This window comes from Ancylobacter sp. Lp-2, from assembly GCF_020523795.1.
Lineage (GTDB): Bacteria > Pseudomonadota > Alphaproteobacteria > Rhizobiales > Xanthobacteraceae > Ancylobacter.
Window position 1 is genome coordinate 941,826 of the sequence record NZ_JAJALI010000001.1, and the last position, 16,549, is coordinate 958,374.

General features: G+C 65.7%; 15 protein-coding genes and 1 pseudogene. 10 read left to right on the forward strand and 6 right to left on the reverse strand.

What is annotated here, in order from left to right:
• Positions 1-19 precede the first annotated feature (19 nt).
• Together LGR54_RS04470 and LGR54_RS04475 are read left to right on the forward strand one after the other, a co-directional pair.
• Positions 20-325, forward strand: coding sequence for a hypothetical protein (locus LGR54_RS04470; RefSeq protein WP_230360810.1), 306 nt, complete (start codon positions 20-22; stop codon positions 323-325).
• Positions 326-597: 272 nt separating this feature from the next.
• On the forward strand, positions 598-2,187 hold the full coding sequence (locus tag LGR54_RS04475) for a DUF1254 domain-containing protein (RefSeq protein ID WP_230360723.1): 1,590 nt from the start codon (positions 598-600) through the stop codon (positions 2,185-2,187).
• A gap of 131 nt (positions 2,188-2,318) precedes the next feature.
• Here LGR54_RS04475 and LGR54_RS25965 read toward each other — a convergent pair.
• From LGR54_RS25965 to LGR54_RS04490, 4 genes and pseudogenes are all read right to left on the reverse strand, one after another.
• Positions 2,319-2,423: pseudogene (locus LGR54_RS25965) on the reverse strand (transposase domain-containing protein); the annotation flags it as partial.
• Entirely contained in the window at positions 2,399-2,779 is a 381-nt protein-coding gene (locus LGR54_RS04480; RefSeq protein ID WP_370638137.1) for a terminase gpA endonuclease subunit, read from the reverse strand. The gene LGR54_RS04480 and the pseudogene LGR54_RS25965, both read right to left, overlap by 25 nt.
• A gap of 28 nt (positions 2,780-2,807) precedes the next feature.
• The gene (locus LGR54_RS04485; protein WP_230360724.1) at positions 2,808-3,779 is read right to left on the reverse strand and encodes an alpha/beta fold hydrolase; all 972 of its coding nucleotides are present in this window, start codon (positions 3,777-3,779) and stop codon (positions 2,808-2,810) included.
• 94 nt (positions 3,780-3,873) lie between these two features.
• Positions 3,874-4,560 carry a glutathione S-transferase family protein gene (locus LGR54_RS04490; RefSeq protein ID WP_230360725.1) on the reverse strand — a complete coding sequence of 229 codons (687 nt, stop codon included), beginning with the start codon at positions 4,558-4,560 and terminating at the stop codon, positions 3,874-3,876.
• A gap of 105 nt (positions 4,561-4,665) precedes the next feature.
• Here LGR54_RS04490 and LGR54_RS04495 point away from each other — a divergent pair, with 105 nt between their 5' ends.
• From LGR54_RS04495 to greA, 8 genes are all read left to right on the forward strand, one after another.
• Complete coding sequence (locus tag LGR54_RS04495; RefSeq protein ID WP_230360726.1) at positions 4,666-5,241, forward strand: TetR/AcrR family transcriptional regulator; 576 nt, start codon at positions 4,666-4,668, stop codon at positions 5,239-5,241.
• A 495-nt stretch (positions 5,242-5,736) separates the two neighbouring features.
• Positions 5,737-6,114, forward strand: coding sequence for a MarR family winged helix-turn-helix transcriptional regulator (locus LGR54_RS04500; RefSeq protein ID WP_370638126.1), 378 nt, complete (start codon positions 5,737-5,739; stop codon positions 6,112-6,114).
• Positions 6,115-6,157: 43 nt separating this feature from the next.
• Positions 6,158-7,474 carry an MFS transporter gene (locus LGR54_RS04505; RefSeq protein ID WP_230360728.1) on the forward strand — a complete coding sequence of 439 codons (1,317 nt, stop codon included), beginning with the start codon at positions 6,158-6,160 and terminating at the stop codon, positions 7,472-7,474.
• Between the two features lie 64 nt (positions 7,475-7,538).
• Positions 7,539-8,930 (forward strand): MATE family efflux transporter, encoded by a 1,392-nt coding sequence (locus tag LGR54_RS04510; protein WP_230360729.1) that lies wholly within the window; start codon positions 7,539-7,541, stop codon positions 8,928-8,930.
• Positions 8,931-8,995: 65 nt separating this feature from the next.
• A complete protein-coding gene (locus tag LGR54_RS04515; protein WP_230360730.1) occupies positions 8,996-9,448 on the forward strand; it encodes a MarR family winged helix-turn-helix transcriptional regulator in 453 nt (150 codons plus the stop codon).
• 138 nt (positions 9,449-9,586) lie between these two features.
• Entirely contained in the window at positions 9,587-10,705 is a 1,119-nt protein-coding gene (locus tag LGR54_RS04520) for an efflux RND transporter periplasmic adaptor subunit (protein ID WP_230360731.1), read from the forward strand.
• Complete coding sequence (locus tag LGR54_RS04525) at positions 10,702-13,827, forward strand: efflux RND transporter permease subunit (RefSeq protein WP_230360732.1); 3,126 nt, start codon at positions 10,702-10,704, stop codon at positions 13,825-13,827. Before LGR54_RS04520 ends, LGR54_RS04525 begins: the two co-directional genes overlap by 4 nt.
• 288 nt (positions 13,828-14,115) lie before the next feature.
• Positions 14,116-14,598 carry a transcription elongation factor GreA gene (gene greA, locus LGR54_RS04530; RefSeq protein WP_230360733.1) on the forward strand — a complete coding sequence of 161 codons (483 nt, stop codon included), beginning with the start codon at positions 14,116-14,118 and terminating at the stop codon, positions 14,596-14,598.
• Positions 14,599-14,763: 165 nt separating this feature from the next.
• Here greA and LGR54_RS04535 read toward each other — a convergent pair whose 3' ends face one another.
• The gene (locus LGR54_RS04535) at positions 14,764-15,747 is read right to left on the reverse strand and encodes an arginase family protein (protein ID WP_370638127.1); all 984 of its coding nucleotides are present in this window, start codon (positions 15,745-15,747) and stop codon (positions 14,764-14,766) included.
• A complete protein-coding gene (locus LGR54_RS04540) occupies positions 15,740-16,537 on the reverse strand; it encodes an amino acid ABC transporter ATP-binding protein (RefSeq protein ID WP_230360735.1) in 798 nt (265 codons plus the stop codon). The genes LGR54_RS04535 and LGR54_RS04540 overlap by 8 nt, the downstream gene beginning before the upstream one ends.
• Positions 16,538-16,549 lie beyond the last annotated feature (12 nt).

A 16,549-nucleotide genomic window follows, 5' to 3' on the forward strand; every position in this document is an offset into this window, starting at 1 on the left:
TGCAGTGCTAGCTGTCCCAATGCTCTCGAGTACGCCGGCCCAGGCCTATCGGTCTGGCGGGGCGGCCTGTGGACCGCGAGGCTGCGCGGCGGGCGCGGTCAGGCCAGGCTATGGAGCCCCAGGGTACCGTCCGCGCGGGGTAGTGGTCGTAAATCCTCATCGCTACTGGCGCCCGGGAGGCGCCATCGCGGCCGGCGCGGCCATGGGATTTATTGCCGGTGCTGCAGCCGTTTCGATTGCCGGCACTCCGCCCAAGCCTGGGTACTGCTGGTATTATACGACCCCCGCTCGAACTCAGGGCTTCTGGGACGTCTGCCCGCGATAGTTATCTATCGGCCGATGAGAATAGGCGGAGAGATGATGAAGAAGGAGGCCGACGGCTCGCTGTACTTTCGGGCGAAGGGAGATGGCAGCCGCCGGCATCAATGTGGCGCAATAACTATCCCCGGCCATGCTGATGCGCGGTGCCGGATCGCCATTCGGTTCTCAGGCTGACCGGTCTTTGTACCAGACCTTCGAGCCGCGACTACCAAGGCTAAAGAACCAAAGAGAGGACGACCTATGAGACCGATCCACAGCAGGCTCTGCGGAGTGACGATGGTCTTCGCGGCATCGACTTTCCTCGCCGGCACGATTGGAGCAGGCGCCCAAACGGCGACCCCACCTGCATCGATCCTGACACCGGACAAAGTCGAGACGCGCATCGGCACACTCGACTTCAAGGACGGCATGCCGAGCAAGGAAACCATCGCCAAGGTCTATGACAATCTGGACTTCACGCACGCCTTCGAGGCGTTCGTGAACACTTTCCAGGGGGTCAGCATAGCGGCCCTTCACAAGGGATTTCAGAACGCCGGGGTGAAGGACAATGAAGTCCTCATCTTTTCCGATCTGATGGATGCCAAGTCGCTGTTCCTGACGGCCAACGCGGACACGATCTACAGCCTGGGAATGCTCGACCTCACCAGGGGACCCATGGTGCTGGAGGTAGGTCCCGATATGTTGGGCGCTATCGACGACCAATGGTTCCGCTGGGTTATTGATTTGGGCGCGCCCGGGGCTGATCGCGGCGAAGGAGGAAAGTATCTCATCCTGCCGCCCGGCTACGAGGGTAACGTGCCCGAGGGTGGCTACTTTGTGGCCCGTGCCCGCACCAACTTCGTTATCTGGTTCGCTCGCGCGTTCATGGAGAACAACGACCCCAAGCCGGTCGTCGAAAAGATAAAGAAAACACTGAAGGTCTATCCGTACCAAGCCGGCGGCTACGGCACCCCCGTTGCCGAATTCCTTGCCGGTAAAACCAAGCTCGGGCCGATCACCCCGCCGCCGCCGACTGTGTTCCACGAAGGCACCGGTAAGGTGATGAACACGATTCCGCCCAACGACTATTCCTATTACGAGTGGCTCAACGAGGTCGTGCAGCAGGAGCCTGCAACGGCGCTCGACCCCGAGTTGATGGGCCCGATCGCCGCCATCGGCATCGTGAAAGGCAAACCCTTCGCGCCGGATGCGCGGATGAAGAAGATCCTCACCGAAGCCGTGGCACTCGCCAATGCCACGTCACGCACCCTGTTCATGGCGCCTCGCGCGGCGGACTGGTATTACTACCCCGGTTCGAATTGGGTGAACCAGCTGTTTGTCAGCGGCTACGAGTTCGAGACGCCGATTCCGGAAATTACGCCTGAGGGCGTCAAGCCCTTCCCGGCCACCGGCTACCGCTTGCTGGACTCGCGAACCTCCTTCTTCTACGGCGTCACCGGCATCACGCCTGGCATGGCCATGCGCGTGCCCGGCATTGGCTCGCAATATCTGTGGACGATAGTGGATGCGGACAAGCAGCCTTTTGACGGCGCCAAGACCTACAAGGTGAGCCTGCCGAAGGACATTCCGTACGCGAACTTCTGGTCCTTCATTCTCTATGACAATCAGACGCGCTCGATGCTCGATACCCCCCAGCGCTACCCGCGCGCAGGCAGCCAGAGCTATCCTTCACCCGCGGCCGAGGCAGCCGCCGACGGCACGACGACGGTCTGGTTCTCACCGACCCAACCCGCGGGCGTGAAGCGGGGCAACTGGATCCAGACCATGCCCGGCAAAGGTTTTATCCCGTGCCTGCGTCTTTACGGCCCGCTCGAACCATTCTTCACGAAGGCGTGGAGGCCAAGCGAGGTCGAACTGGTGAAGTGACGGGACACCTGTCCACGTCAGCCCGATCTCCAGTCGAGAGCTGAAGGACACCTGCCGCAATGGTGAAGGGGGAGGTCAGGCTGAGTGCTTGACCATCCTGTTCTTTGTCGCCCGCTTTCTCGGCCATCCCTGAGAGCCTCCTGAGCAGAATATGCCCATGGCAGCAGCATCATCGATGCGGCCGTTGGGATGGGGCTGCCTACGATCCTGGTCATGATGTCGGCGAGGTACACCCGGCAGTCGAGCGGCTCGTTGCGCACGCTGGGATCTGGCACCGTGAGAGCAGCCCATGCTTGAGCGTGTCGACACTGACGATATGCACAGGCGCCAGGTTGGCGATGCGCAGCTTGGGCGGGCGCTTCGGCCAGGGCGGCACGCCGGGACTGCCGCGGCCCTTGATAGCCCAGACGCGCTGGTTAAGCCGCTCGGCCGAGAACTTCATCACCATGTCGGTGCGATGCCCGCCGGAATCGATGGCCACGGCGAGCACCGGCAGATCCGGGATGGCCCGCGGATGGCGGAAGCGGCGCAGCAGCAGCCGGTCGAGCGCCTCCCATACACAAAGGCGCGGGGGACAAAGGCGCAGAGGCAGGCTGAAGTCCGGCCAAACGAGGCAAGCATCAGCTGCGAAGGAACGCGAGCAGGTCGGTGTTCAAGCGGTCCTTGTCGACGTGCAGCAATCCATGGGAGCCGCCCTCGTAGACGACGAGCTTGGCATGAGGAATTAGTCCGGCGGTCAATCGCGCGGAGATCTCGAGCGGGACGATCTGATCGTCGCTGCCGTGGACCACCAGCGTGGGCACGGTGATCTTCTTCAGGTCATCGCGGAAATCGGTTTCCGAAAAGGCGCCGAGTGCATGATAGGCGGCAAGAAAACCGGTCGCCTGTCCCTGCCGCCAGTAGCTCTCCCGCAGGCCTTCCGAGACATGCGCCCCCGGCCGGTTAAAGCTGTAATACGGTAGGGTGACGTCGAGATTCCACTGTGACCGGTTGGCTTGCACGGCGGCGCGGAAGGTATCGAACAGCTCCTTCGGCGCACCGGTCGGGTTGGTCGCGGTCTTGAGCAGGAAAGGCGTCACGGAGGAGACGAAGGCGACCTTGGAGACGCGGCTCTGGCCGTAACGCGCGATGTAGCGCGCGACCTCGCCACCGCCCATCGAATGGCCCACGAAGGCAGCCTCGCGCAGATCCAGCGCCTCGACAAGTTGCGCCAGGTCGTCGGCGAAGGTGTCATAGTCGTAGCCGCCGGACGGCTGGCTCGACCGTCCAAAACCCCGACGGTCATGGGCGATGACGCGATAGCCGTTTTGCAGCAGGAAGAACATCTGGTCCTCCCAGGCGTCGGACGAGAGCGGATAGCCATGGCTGAACACCACGGCTGGCCCGCTGCCCCAGTCCTTGAAGTAGAGGCTGGTGCCATCTTTCGTGACGAGGCGATCGCCGCTCGTCTTGCCGGCATGGGCCGACACACCTGACTTTGCACCGACCGCGCCCGTGCCGGCCGCCGCAGCCGCCAGCCCGACGCCGGCGATGGCAGCCCCTTTCAGCAGGTTGCGCCGGGAAGCGCTGTCGGATGTTGAGATCGTAGACATGAGGGAACTCCGCGAGAAATGAGCCGCGTGGGCTGCATGTGAATGGCAAATGCGAGTGAGAGCGGCTGCGTTCGAACCGCTGCTGCGCGATGGATCAGAAGCCCAGGCGGCGCAGATCCTCCGCGACGAACATCTGGCCGCTGCGGTTCTTGACGCTTGGGAGCTCGGAGACCTTTGCTCGCCACGCCTTCAGCGCCGAATAGTCTTCAGGAATGGCTATGCCGGCAGCATCGGCAAACATCAGTCCGGCAAATACGGTGATATCGGCCATCGAGAACGCATCGCCGGCGACAAACGGATCGTCCCGCAGCACCGTGTCGAAGTACTTCGCGCCCGCTAGTGCCTTGTCACGCTGACGGTTGCCCCAGTCCTGGCGACCGGCCCACTCCGGGCTCTTGAACGCCTGCAGCTCAGCACCGAGACCGGGCGTCGCGTAATGGAAGTAGTTGCCGACCGCATCGAGCAGCTCGGATTCAGCCCGCTTCTGCATCATGTGGATGACGGCTTTTTCCTTCGGCGTCTTGCCGGTGAGGCGCGGATCGCCGTCGAGATTATCAAGATATTCGGTGATGGCCGTGGCTTCGCTGATGTAGGTGCCGTCCTCGAGCTGGAGGACCGGCAGCACGCCCGACGGGTTCTTCTGGAGGAAGTCGGGTTGCTTGTGTTCAGCCGCGATGAGGTCGACCGAGACGAACTCGATCTGCGGTTCGAGTCCCTTCTCGGCAAGCACGATGCGGATGCGGGCGGGATTGGGAAAGCCGGGACGATCGAAGATCTTCATGAGAGTCCTCATTTGTCTATCTATCGATAGATAGAATGCGAAGGCTGTCTATCCCTTCCCTTTGCCGGCGTCAACGACTATCTATCGAGTGATAGGTGAAGATCGATGATGACCAAAACCAAGACGGACGTGCGCGAGGCACTCATGACCGCCGCAAAAGCGACGGTACAGGCGCATGGCTATAATGCACTGAGCTTTCGCGAGCTCGCGAAGGAGGTCGGGATCAAGAGTGCCAGCGTGCACTATCATTTCCCCACCAAGGGCGATCTCGGCGCTGCGTTGGCGCATCGCTATACGGAGGAGGGGGCAGCCAGTCTTGCCGAGCTCCTGGCCACCTCCAACGACGCGACCTGGTGCCTAGACAAGTACATAGCGATCTTTCGCTCGGCCTTGGCCAACGACAATCGCATGTGTCTGTGCGGGATCATGAGCGCGGAACTCGACGATCTGCCCAATGAGGTCAGGATCGAGGTCGATAAGTTCGCCGAGATGAACGTCGGATGGCTCATGAAGGTGCTGTCGCGGGGAACGCCCTCCGCCGACGAGCAGGACCTGCAAGACCGGGCGATGGCGATCTTTGCCGCCATCGAGGGAGCCCAACTGGTCGCGCGCGGATGCCAGGACATCGGCATCTACGATCGAACAATCCGAGCTTATCGTAAAACGGGTCTCGTGCCGTAGGCCCGACCGTTGGCGCTGGGCAGTACCGCGCTACAAGCCGTTGAGCCGCCGCCGCGATGACGGCAATCGCTTGGAAGGGCGGCCGTGATCGCTCCACCGCGTGCCGCTCTCCACCTGCGCGCCTCGCAGCGCGGCAAGCCGAGCATGGTGCCCCAATCCCCAGCCAGTACCAGCAGGGAGGCCTCCGTGATTGTCAGGTCGCGACTGCCGGCTGGTCGCGACTTCTGGCAAGCTGGGAGCCTTGGGTCCCAACGATCGCGAGGTTCATCGTTTAGACAGCGTGCGTTGATGCCCTCGAAGTTGACGGCATGCCAGGTTGGATGGCCAATCCTTGTTGCGTGAAGCCTAATCCGAGACGCTGCCGTGCGGCACCGTGCTGCCATGCGTTGCGCCGCACTCTCCGCTCGCGGATCACGAGCCTCCCCCATCAGCGAGAAGTTGACGTATAATCGTTGCGGGCATATACCCTTTTTTATGTCGACACCTTGCCATTGCGTGCAACTCAGGAAGGCGGCCCGGAAGATCGGCGCGCGCTACGACGCGGTGCTGGCGCCGGTCGGCATCAACATCGCGCAGTTCTCGCTGCTGCGGGCGGTCGAGCGAAGGCAGCCGGTCAGCCTCACGGAGCTCGGCCGGACCCTCGATCTCGACCGTTCGACCATGGGGCGCAATGTCCGCGTGGTGGAAAAGCTCGGCCTGGTCCGTCTGGACCGCGGTGAGGACCAGCGCGAGGCGGTGGTGTCGCTGAGCGAACATGGCGTGGCCGTACTGCGGGTGGCCGAGCCGCTATGGGAGCGATGCCAGCGGCAGGTAGCCGATCAATTGGGCCCGACGCGGCTCCAGCTGCTCGGCGAGCTTGGCCAGCTGCTCTGAAAATTTGTTCAAACGCGGGTATATACCCGATACGGATGGGATCATGCCGACTGAACGCTCGATCGCCAATGGCGGGGCGCTCCCTGCCTTCTTCCACCGTCACCATATCCACTATGGCTGGGTGGTCGCCGCCGTCACCTTCCTCACCATGCTGGTGACGGCGGGCGCGGTCGGGGCGCCCGGCGTGCTGATCGGGCCGCTTCAAAAGGAATTCGGGTGGACGACTGCCGACATCTCGTCGGCCTTTGCCGTCCGGCTGGTGCTGTTCGGCCTGCTCGGGCCGTTCGCCGCGGCCTTCATGAACCGCTTCGGCATCCGGCCCGTCGCGCTCGTCGCGCTGGCATTGATCGGGACGGGCGTGCTCGGCTCTTTCGCGATGAGCGAGGTGTGGCAACTCGTGGCGCTCTGGGGAGTCGTCGTTGGCTTCGGCACCGGTCTGACCGCCATGGTGCTGGGTGCCACGGTCGCGACGCGCTGGTTCTCGGCACGGCGCGGCCTCGTGGTCGGATTGCTCACCGCGAGCACGGCGACCGGCCAGTTGGTCTTCCTGCCGCTGCTCGCCTCGTTGACGGAAACGTTCGGCTGGCGCAGCGCGCTTTCCTTCGTGCTCGCCATGCTGCTGCTGGCGGCCGTCGCCGTGCTGGTGCTGATGCGCAACCGTCCCGCCGATGTCGGGCTGGCGCCCTATGGCGCGACCGCGCCGGTCCCGGCGCCCGCCGCCGTGCCCGCGACCTTCCGGGCAATGCTGGCCTCGCCTCTGATTGCCCTGAGGGATGCGGCGCGCTCGCGTACCTTCTGGGTGTTGTTCGGCACCTTCTTCGTGTGCGGCGCCAGCACCAACGGGCTGGTCCAGACGCATTTCGTCTCGCTCTGCGGTGATTTCGGCATCCTGCCGGTGGCAGCTGCCGGCATGCTGGCCATTATCGGCATCTTCGACTTTGCCGGTACCGTCGGTTCCGGCTGGCTCTCCGATCGCTTCGACAGCCGCACCCTGCTGTTCTGGTATTACGGCCTGCGCGGGCTGTCGCTGGTCTATCTGCCCTTCACCAGCTTCAGCTTCTACGAGCTGTCGATCTTCGCCATCTTCTACGGGCTCGACTGGGTCGCGACCGTGCCGCCGACGGTAAAGCTGGTGGCGGACCGCTTCGGCGAACGCGCCAACCTGGTGTTCGGTTGGGTGTTCGCCGGCCATCAGCTGGGTGCCGCCTTCGCCGCCTGGGGTGCCGGCTTCAGCCGCACTGCCTATGCCAGCTACCTGCCAGCCTTTTTCCTGGCCGGCGTGCTCTGCCTGCTGGCCGCCCTTGCCATCCTAGTCATCCGCGAGCCGCGCCAGCCCGCGCTGGCGCCGGCGGCGAGCTGAACCGCGCCAGCTCCGCCGGTCCCAGGGACTTCCCACGCTCACGGCCCAACGACGAAGACCAACCATGACCGATATCGCCGCCACCTCGCCGGTCCCCGGCACTCCGCTCGGGGCCGGCATCGACCACCGGACCCGGCGTCTGCTCGAGGCGCCCATCCTGCCGCTGCTCATCCGGCTCGCCTGGCCGAATGTGCTGATCATGCTCGCCCAGGCCTCCGCCGGACTGATCGAAACCTGGTGGGTGGCCAAGCTCGGCACGGATGCGCTGGCCGGCATGGCCCTGGTGTTTCCGGCCGTGATGCTCATGACCACGATTTCCGCCGGCGCTATCGGCGGAGGCATTTCCTCCGCCGTGGCGCGCGCGCTCGGCGCCGGGCGGCGCGAGGCGGCGGATGCGCTGGTGCTGCACGCCGTCGCCGTGAACCTCCTCATCGGCCTCGGCTTCTCGGCGCTTTTCCTGCTCTTCGGCCGACGGATCTATGGCTTCCTCGGCGGATCGGGCGGCGAACTCGAGGCGGCGCTGATCTATTCCAACGTGGTGTTCGCCGGCAATGTGCTGACCTGGCTGATGAACGGGCTCGCCAGTGTGGTGCGCGGCACCGGCAACATGCTTTTCCCTGCCGTCGTGACCTGCGTCGGCGTGGTGCTTCTCATTCCGGTGTCGCCGCTGCTGATCTTCGGCGTCGGCCCGCTGCCGGGCTTCGGCATCGCCGGGGGAGGAATGGCCCTCGTGGCCTATTACGCCGCCGGCGCGATTGCCATGGCCTGGTACATCCTCTCCGGCCGTAGCCCCGTCCGGCTGAGTTGGGTTCGGCTGCGCTGGGCACCGCTCGCCAGCATCCTGCGGGTGGGAGCGTTGTCGGCCCTCCAGTCTATCCAGACCAACGTCATCATCGCCGGCACCACGGCCCTGGTTGCCGCGCATGCCGGCGTCAACGCCGTGGCGGGCTTCGGCACCGCCGTGCGGCTGGAATATTTGCTCATTCCGCTCATCTTCGGCATCGGCGCGCCCATGGTCGCCATGGTCGGTACCAATATTGGGGCGGGGCGCGGCGACCGGGCGCTCAAGATCGCGATGGCCGGCGCCGGTCTGGCGTTCGGCGTCACCGAGCTGATCGGGCTCGCCGCGGCGCTATTCCCGCAGGCCTGGCTGGGGCTGTTTAGCGCCGAGCCGGCGATGATCGAGACCGGCAGCGCCTATCTCCGCATCGTGGCGCCATTCTACGGCTTCTTCGGGGTCGGCTTGTCGCTCTATTTCGCGGCCCAGGGAGCCGGCCGCCTGTTCTGGCCTTTGATCGGTGGGTTTGTGCGCGTGGTGATCGCCCTTGGCGGAGGATGGATCGCGCTGCGCTTCTCCGGCTCCCTGTCGGGCCTGTTCGCGGCGCTCGCCGTCGCGGTTGTCGCCTATGGCGTGACGGTCTTCGCCGCGGTCCGGTCCGGGCTCTGGTTGCGCTGAGCCGGGCTCGCTGACAACAAGGCTGCGTCGTTGACAATAGGTGTATATACACGTATGTTCCGAGCATGAATTTCTCGGACACTATATCGCCGGCCCTGATCCAGGAGGTAGGGCAGGCATGCCTCTGCCGGCGCGTGCAGCGCGCCAGCCGCAGCGTCGGCAAGCGTTTCGACGACGCCTTCCGTGCCGTCGGCATCAACAACTGGCAATTCACCATGCTGATGTCGCTGGTCTCGCCGGAGCCGCGCACAGTCAACCAGATCGCCGCCGAGCTGGGTATGGATCGGACGACCACCACCAAGAACCTGCGCCCTCTGGAGCGGCGCGGGCTCATCGAGATCCGGCCCGATGCGAAGGATGGTCGCGTGCGGCGCGTCCTGCTGACGGAGGCGGGGGACCGGCTGCTTGCCGAGGCGCTGGTGCAGTGGCGCGGTGTCCATGAGCGCCTGGCGGCGTCGCTGACCGGCGATCAGCTGCAGGCGCTGCGCAGGGCGCTGGAGATCATCTCCATCGACTGAACGAGAGGCGGAGGCGCTGCCGCGCAGGGCGGACTGCCTCCACCTAATAGGTGCATATACACTTTCTTTCTGGCCGGATCGAGACGGGGCGCGGTCAGTCCCGGTCCCGGGCGGGAGCGGATAGTCGGGAGCGGATAGATGCGTCATCTCAGGAAGGTTGTTCTCGGCTCGGCGGCGCTTGTCGTCGCCAGCGGCGTCGGCTTCATCATGTTCGCGCGCCCGGGACCGGCGACGCCGGCTCTGGAAGATCCGCGCCAGGCGCCCCCGCTGGTGCGCACCGCCGAGGTGCGCCCTGCAACAGCCTCGGAACGCGCCTTTACCGGGGTGATCTCGGCCCGCGTGCAGAGCAATCTTGGCTTCCGCGTCAACGGCAAGATCGTCGAGCGTCTGGTGGATGTCGGCGAACGTGTCGTGGCGGGACAGACGCTGATGCGCATCGATCCCAAGGATCTCGAACTCGCCCGCACCGCCCGCGACAACGCCGTGGCGGCGGCGCAGGCGCAGGTGGTCCAGGCCGAGGCGGACGAGACGCGCTATAGCCGCCTCGTCGCGGATGGTTGGACGCCGAGGCAGCGCTATGAACAGGCAAGAGCGGCGCTCGACACCGCCCGCGCCCAGCTGGAGGCGGCCCGCGCCGAAGCCGAGGTGGCGCGCAACGAAACCGGCTACGCCGAACTGCGTGCCGATGCCGATGGCACGGTGGTGGAGACCCTGGGCGAACCCGGCCAGGTGAGCGCCGCCGGTCAGGTTGTCATCCGCCTCGCCCATGCCGGCGCCCGCGAGGCCACGGTGAACTTACCGGAAACCGCCCGCCCTCTTGTGGGCAGCGGGGCTGAAGCCAGAGTGTATGGTGTCGGGACCGGACGATCGCACGCGCAACTGCGGCAATTGTCGGATTCCGCCGACCCGACGACCCGCACCTATGAGGCGCGCTATGTGCTGGACGGCGAGGCCGCACAGGCCCCGCTCGGCGCGACCGTTACGGTTTGGCTGGCGCGTACCGATGCCGCCGGTAATGCGGAGACCGAAATCCCGCTCGGGGCCATCCTCGACGATGGACGCGCCAGCGGCGTCTGGGTCATTGGCTCGGATACCTCGACCGTCACCCGGCGACCAGTCGCCATCCGCCGCCTCGGGCAGGAAACCGCGGTCGTCACCGGCCTCAATCCCGGCGAAACCATCGTGGCGCTCGGCGCCCATCTCCTTCACGAAGGCGACCGCGTGCGCGCGGCCGAGACCCGGACCGCCGCCCAATGACCGGTTTCAATCTCTCGGCCCTCGCCGTCCGCGAGCGGGCGGTCACGCTGTTCTTCCTCATCGGCATCGCGCTGGCCGGCACCTTCGCCTTCCTCAAGCTGGGCCGGGCGGAAGACCCTTCCTTCACGGTGAAGGTGCTGACCGTCACCGTCGCCTGGCCTGGCGCCACCGCCGAGGAGATGCAGGAGCTCGTCACCGAACCGCTGGAGAAGCGGCTGCAGGAGCTGCGCTGGTACGACCGTGTCGAGGCGCTGATGCGTCCGGGCCTTGCCTTCCTCACCGTGACGCTGCGCGACGACACGCCGCCCACTGAGGTGCCCGAGCAGTTCTACCAGGCCCGCAAGAAGATGGGCGACGAGGCCCGCAACCTGCCGACCGGCGCCGTCGGCCCCTTCGTGAACGACGAGTATTCCGACGTCACCTTCGCGCTCTACGCGCTGCGCGCCCCCGGCCTGGCGCCGCGCCTGCTGGTCCGCCAGGCGGAGGCGATCCGTCAGCGATTGCTGCACGTGCCGGGCGTCAACAAGGTGAACATTCTCGGCGAGCGTCCCGAGCGCATCTTCGTCGCGTTCTCCTATCCACGGCTCGCCACGCTGGGCATCTCGGCACAGGACCTGTTCACCGCTCTGGCGCGGCAGAACGCCATCACTCCTGCCGGGTCGATCGACGCCGACGGCCCGCAGGTGATCGTGCGCCTCGAAGGCGCCTATGACGACCTGCAGAAGATCCGCGACACGCCGGTGGTCGCCGGCGGACGCACGCTGAAGCTCTCCGACATCGCTGAGGTGACCCGCGGCTACGAGGATCCGCCGACCTTCCTCATCCGCAACCAGCAGGAGCCGGCACTGGCGCTCGGTGTCGTCATGCGGACGGGCTGGAACGGGCTCGATCTGGGCAAGGCGCTGGAGGCCGAGACGGCGAAGATCGCCGGCCGGTTGCCGCTCGGCATCACGCTGGCCAAGATCACCGACCAGGCGGTGAACATCACCGAGTCGGTGAACGAGTTCATGCTGAAATTCTTCATGGCGCTCGGGGTGGTGCTGCTGGTGAGCCTGCTCAGTCTCGGCTGGCGGGTCGGCATCGTGGTGGCTGCGGCCGTGCCGCTCACCCTCGCGGCCGTCTTCGTCATCATGCTGGAGACCGGCCGCTTCTTCGACCGCATCACGCTCGGCGCGCTCATCCTCGGGCTCGGCCTGCTCGTCGACGACGCCATCATCGCCATCGAGGTGATGGTGGTGAAGATGGAGGAGGGCATGGACCGCATCAAGGCGGCCGCCTATGCCTGGAGCCACACGGCGGGGCCGATGCTGTCGGGCACGTTGGTGACGATCATCGGCCTGATGCCGGTCGGCTTCGCGCATTCCTCGGCCGGCGAATATGCCGGCAACATCTTCTGGATCGTCGCCTTCGCGCTGATCGTCTCCTGGTTCGTGGCGGTGGCCTTCACGCCCTATCTCGGCGTGAAGCTGCTGCCCGACATCAAGCCCATCGAGGGCGGCCATCACGCCATCTACGGCACGCCGGGCTACCGGCGGCTGCGCGCCATGATCTCCTGGGCCGTGCGGCATAAATTCGTCGTCGCCGGCGCGGTGGTGCTGGTCTTTGCCGTGTCGGTGGTCGGCATGGGCCGGGTGCGCCAGCAGTTCTTCCCGGTCTCCGACCGGCCCGAAGTGCTGGTGGAGGTGCGGCTGCCGGAAGGAACCAGCATCGCCGTCACCGAGGGAGCCGTGAAACAGGTCGAGACCTGGCTGCGTCAGCAGCCGGAAGCCGAGATCGTCACCTCCTATATCGGCCAGGGCGCGCCGCGCTTCTTCCTCGCCATGGCGCCGGAGCTGCCGGATCCGGCCTTCGCCAAGATCGTGGTGCTGACGCCCGATGCCGAGGCCCGCGAGGCGCTGAAGCTGAAGCTGCGCCAGGCGGTGGCCGAGGGCCTGGCACCGGCGGCCTATCTGCGCGTCACCCAGCTGGTGTTCGGCCCGTACACGCCGTTTCCGGTCGAGTTCCGCCTGCGTGGCCCCGATTCCGTCGTGCTGCGCGGCATCGCCGACGAGGCGCTCGCCCTCATGCGCGCCAACCCGAACACCCGACAGGCCAACCAGGACTGGGGACGGCGCGCGCCGACGCTGCGCTTCGTGCTCGATCAGGACCGGCTGCGGCTGATCGGCCTCTCCCCGGCCGAGGCGGCGCAGCAGCTGCAATTCCTGCTCACCGGCGTGACGGTCACGCAGGTGCGCGAGGACATCCGCACCGTCGACATCGTCGCGCGAAGCGCGGGTGACGAGCGGCTCGACCCGGCGCGCCTGTCCGACTTCACCCTCACCTCGCGGGACGGCAAGCTGATCCCGCTCGACCAGATCGGCCATGCGGAAGTCCGGATGGAAGAGCCGATCCTCAAGCGCCGCGACCGCATCCCGACCATCACCCTGCGCTCCGACATCGCCGAGGGACTGCAGCCGCCGGAAGTGTCGAAGGAACTGATGGCCGCCTTCCAGCCGCTCGTCGCCCGCCTGCCTGAAGGCTACAGCCTGGAGATGGCCGGCTCCATCGAGGAGGCGGGCAAGGCGAACGTGGCGCTCGCCGCCGTCTTCCCGCTCATGCTCGCGCTGATGCTGGCGGTGATCATGGTGCAGGTACGTTCGTTTTCGGCGACCGCCATGGTCATGCTGACCGCACCGCTCGGCCTGGTCGGCGCGGTGCCGACGCTGCTGGTCTTCAACCAGCCCTTCGGTTTCAATGCCATCCTCGGCCTGATCGGCCTCGCCGGCATCCTGATGCGCAACACGCTGATCCTCATCGGCCAGATCCATACCAACCAACAGGAAGGACTGGACGCCTATCACGCGGTGGTGGAAGCCACCGTGCAGCGCGCCCGGCCGGTGCTCCTCACGGCGCTGGCGGCGGTGCTGGCCTTCATCCCGCTGACGCATTCGGTGTTCTGGGGCTCGCTCGCCTACACGCTGATCGGCGGCACGGCGGTCGGTACGGTGCTCATCCTGATCTTCCTGCCGTCGCTCTATGCCATCTGGTTCCGCGTGCGGGCGCCCGCGCCGTCGCGCACGCCCCATGATGCCGCATCCCACGATCCGGCGGCGGCCGTTCGCCTGTTGGCTGCCGGTGAGTAGGCGGTTGGTCGGCCGGGGTTCGTCGCTGGAGCGGTGCGGCACTGGATCGCCGCGGTGGAGACAGGCCGGCCTCCCATAAAGGTAAGCGCCGCGATGAATTGCTCGAGGAGCCGTTCCCCGCCATCTCGGCCATCTCGATCAACCGTTGGGGTGGCGTTCCTGCGTATCTGACGCTGCTGTCGGGATCCGCGCGCCAGTACCTTTTTTGCGATAGCCGCGATGTGTTCGCCGCTCTAATTTGACCTATGAGGACAAATATGGGCGAAATTTGCCGGGAGGCTCGACGAATTGAGTGTCGCATTTGCGAAGGAAGAAAGCGCTGAGGCGGCATCCGAGACCGTCTTGCCGGCGCGTCCGATCTCCGACCGGATCAATCTCGTCACCGAGGCCGGTCTTCGGATGCTGCAAGAGGAATTGGCCCGTGCCCAGCACGCTCTTGCGGCGGCTCATGCCTTGGAGGACGTCAATGAGCGGCGACGGCAGTCGGCGATTCCGACCCGGGACCTCCACTACTATACCCAGCGTGTAAAGACGGCCCGGGTCACTCCGCTGCCCACGTCACATGAGGTGGTTGCCTTCGGTCACACCGTGACCTTCGAACGCGATGACGGGCGCACCCAGACCTACCGCATTGTCGGCGAGGACGAGGCGAACCCGTCTCAGGCGACGGTATCGCATGGCTCACCGCTCGCTCTTGCGCTGATGGGTAAAGCCGTTGGTGACGTTGTCCCACTGGGGCCGCGTAGTATCGAGATCTTGCTCATCTCCTGATGGCACGCTCGGCGGCAGCCTGCGGTGTGTCGCCGGGGGCCGCAGCTTGAAATCTTGCTTAGCCGGGGCGAATGTCCTGCAACATTCGCCCCGCCGCCGCGCGATGCCCCTGACGGCCGGCGTCGACGGCAGCCGCCCGGCGGCCTTGCGCCTATCAGGGGGCGTTCACCGCGATGCGTAGCGCGCGCGGCGTTCGTGCCACCAGGGCTGATTGCAGATGAAGCCGAGAAACCCCACGGTGATCAGCGCGCCGAGGTAGGAGGTGGCGCCCGTCGGCACATCGAGCGGCGGATTCACCTCGACGAAATCAAAGCCGATGATTTCATGACGGCTGGCAATGGCTTTCAGCATGGCCATGAGCTGCCGGTAATCAAAGCCATCCGGCTCGCCCGAGACGCAGCCCGGAATGAGCGACATGTCGAGCGCGTCCACATCGATCGAGACATAGACCTTCGAGCGTTCCGGCAGCAGCCCCGCGATCCCCTCGGGTCCGAGCCGGCGGGATTCCGTCATGCCGAGCACCCGGTTGCCGCGTGCGCGCATCTCCTCGACATCGGATCGCGGATTGCGGATGCCGCGAATGCCGACCTGAGTGATCGAGAGGCAGGTTTCCATCCCGGCGATGTGGCGAAAGGCGTGGCTGTTGGTGCGGTTCAGCTCGTCGGTCGCCGGCTCATAGTCCTGATGCGCGTCGAACTGGATCACGTGAGCGGGCTGATCGAGGCCCGCGAACACCGGCCAGGTGATCGAGTGATCGCCGCCCAGCACCACGGGAAAGGCGCCGGCCCTGGTGATCTCGCGCAGGCGCGCGGTGATGGCCTCGAAGCTGCGGGCCGCATTGGCGGGACGGATGTCGACATCGCCGGCATCGAGGATCAACCCGTTCGCAATCTCGTGCCAGAGATAGCTCTCGTCGCAGTCGAGATCATAAAGCGGCTGGGCCACCGAGAAGCGCAGAGTCTGTTCGCGGATCGAACGCGGCCCCATGCGACTGCCCGGCAGGAAGGGCGATCCTTCGTCGAAGGGCACGCCGAGAACGGCGATCGCCGCCTGTTCCAGGTCTTTGACATCCTGCATCGCGCGCTGGCGCAGGAAGCTCGCAATGCCGGTGAAGGGACGGTTGATCGAGGATGTTTTCATCTCATGCATGGGCGTGACTGATCTTGTTGAAGAACTGGCGGATACGTGGATTGTCGTGGCTGGTGATGATCTGGCGCGGATCGCCGTCGGCGACGATCTCGCCGCGATCCATGAAGACCATTCGGTCGGCGACGTTGCGTGCGAAGGCGATCTCGTGTGTGACCACGAGCATGGTCGTGCCCTCGGCCGCGATGTCGCGCAGAAGCTGCAGCACCTCGCCGATCATCTCGGGGTCGAGTGCAGAGGTCGGCTCGTCGAACAGCATCAGCGTCGGGTCCATCGACATCGCGCGGGCGATGGCGACGCGTTGCTTCTGGCCGCCCGAAATCTGTGAGGGGTAGCGGTCGGCGAGCTGGGCGATATGCAGCCGCTGCAGCAGTTCGTGGGCCCGCGCGCGCGCCTCCGCGGCACTGCGGCCGAGCACGATCCGCTGCGCCGTGGTGATGTTCTTTTCCACCGTCATATGCGGCCAGAGATTGAACTGCTGGAAGACGAGGCCGATCTTCGCGCGCATCCGTTCGAATTCGCGCGGCGACTGGCGGGTCGTGCGGCTGCCGGGCCCCGGCGCGTTGCCGAAGGGCTGTCCGTCGATGGTGATCACCCCCTCGTCGGCGGGGTCGAGCATGGTCAGCGCGCGCAGAAAGGTCGACTTGCCGCAGCCCGAGGGGCCGACGAGGCTGACCACCTGCCGCTTCGGGATTTCCAGAGTCACATCGTTCAGCGCGACGAGACCGCCGAAGCGACGGGTAATACCGCGAGCGCTCAGCGCGAAGGGGGCCGGAGACGGGGCGCTGGTCATGATGGGCTCCTT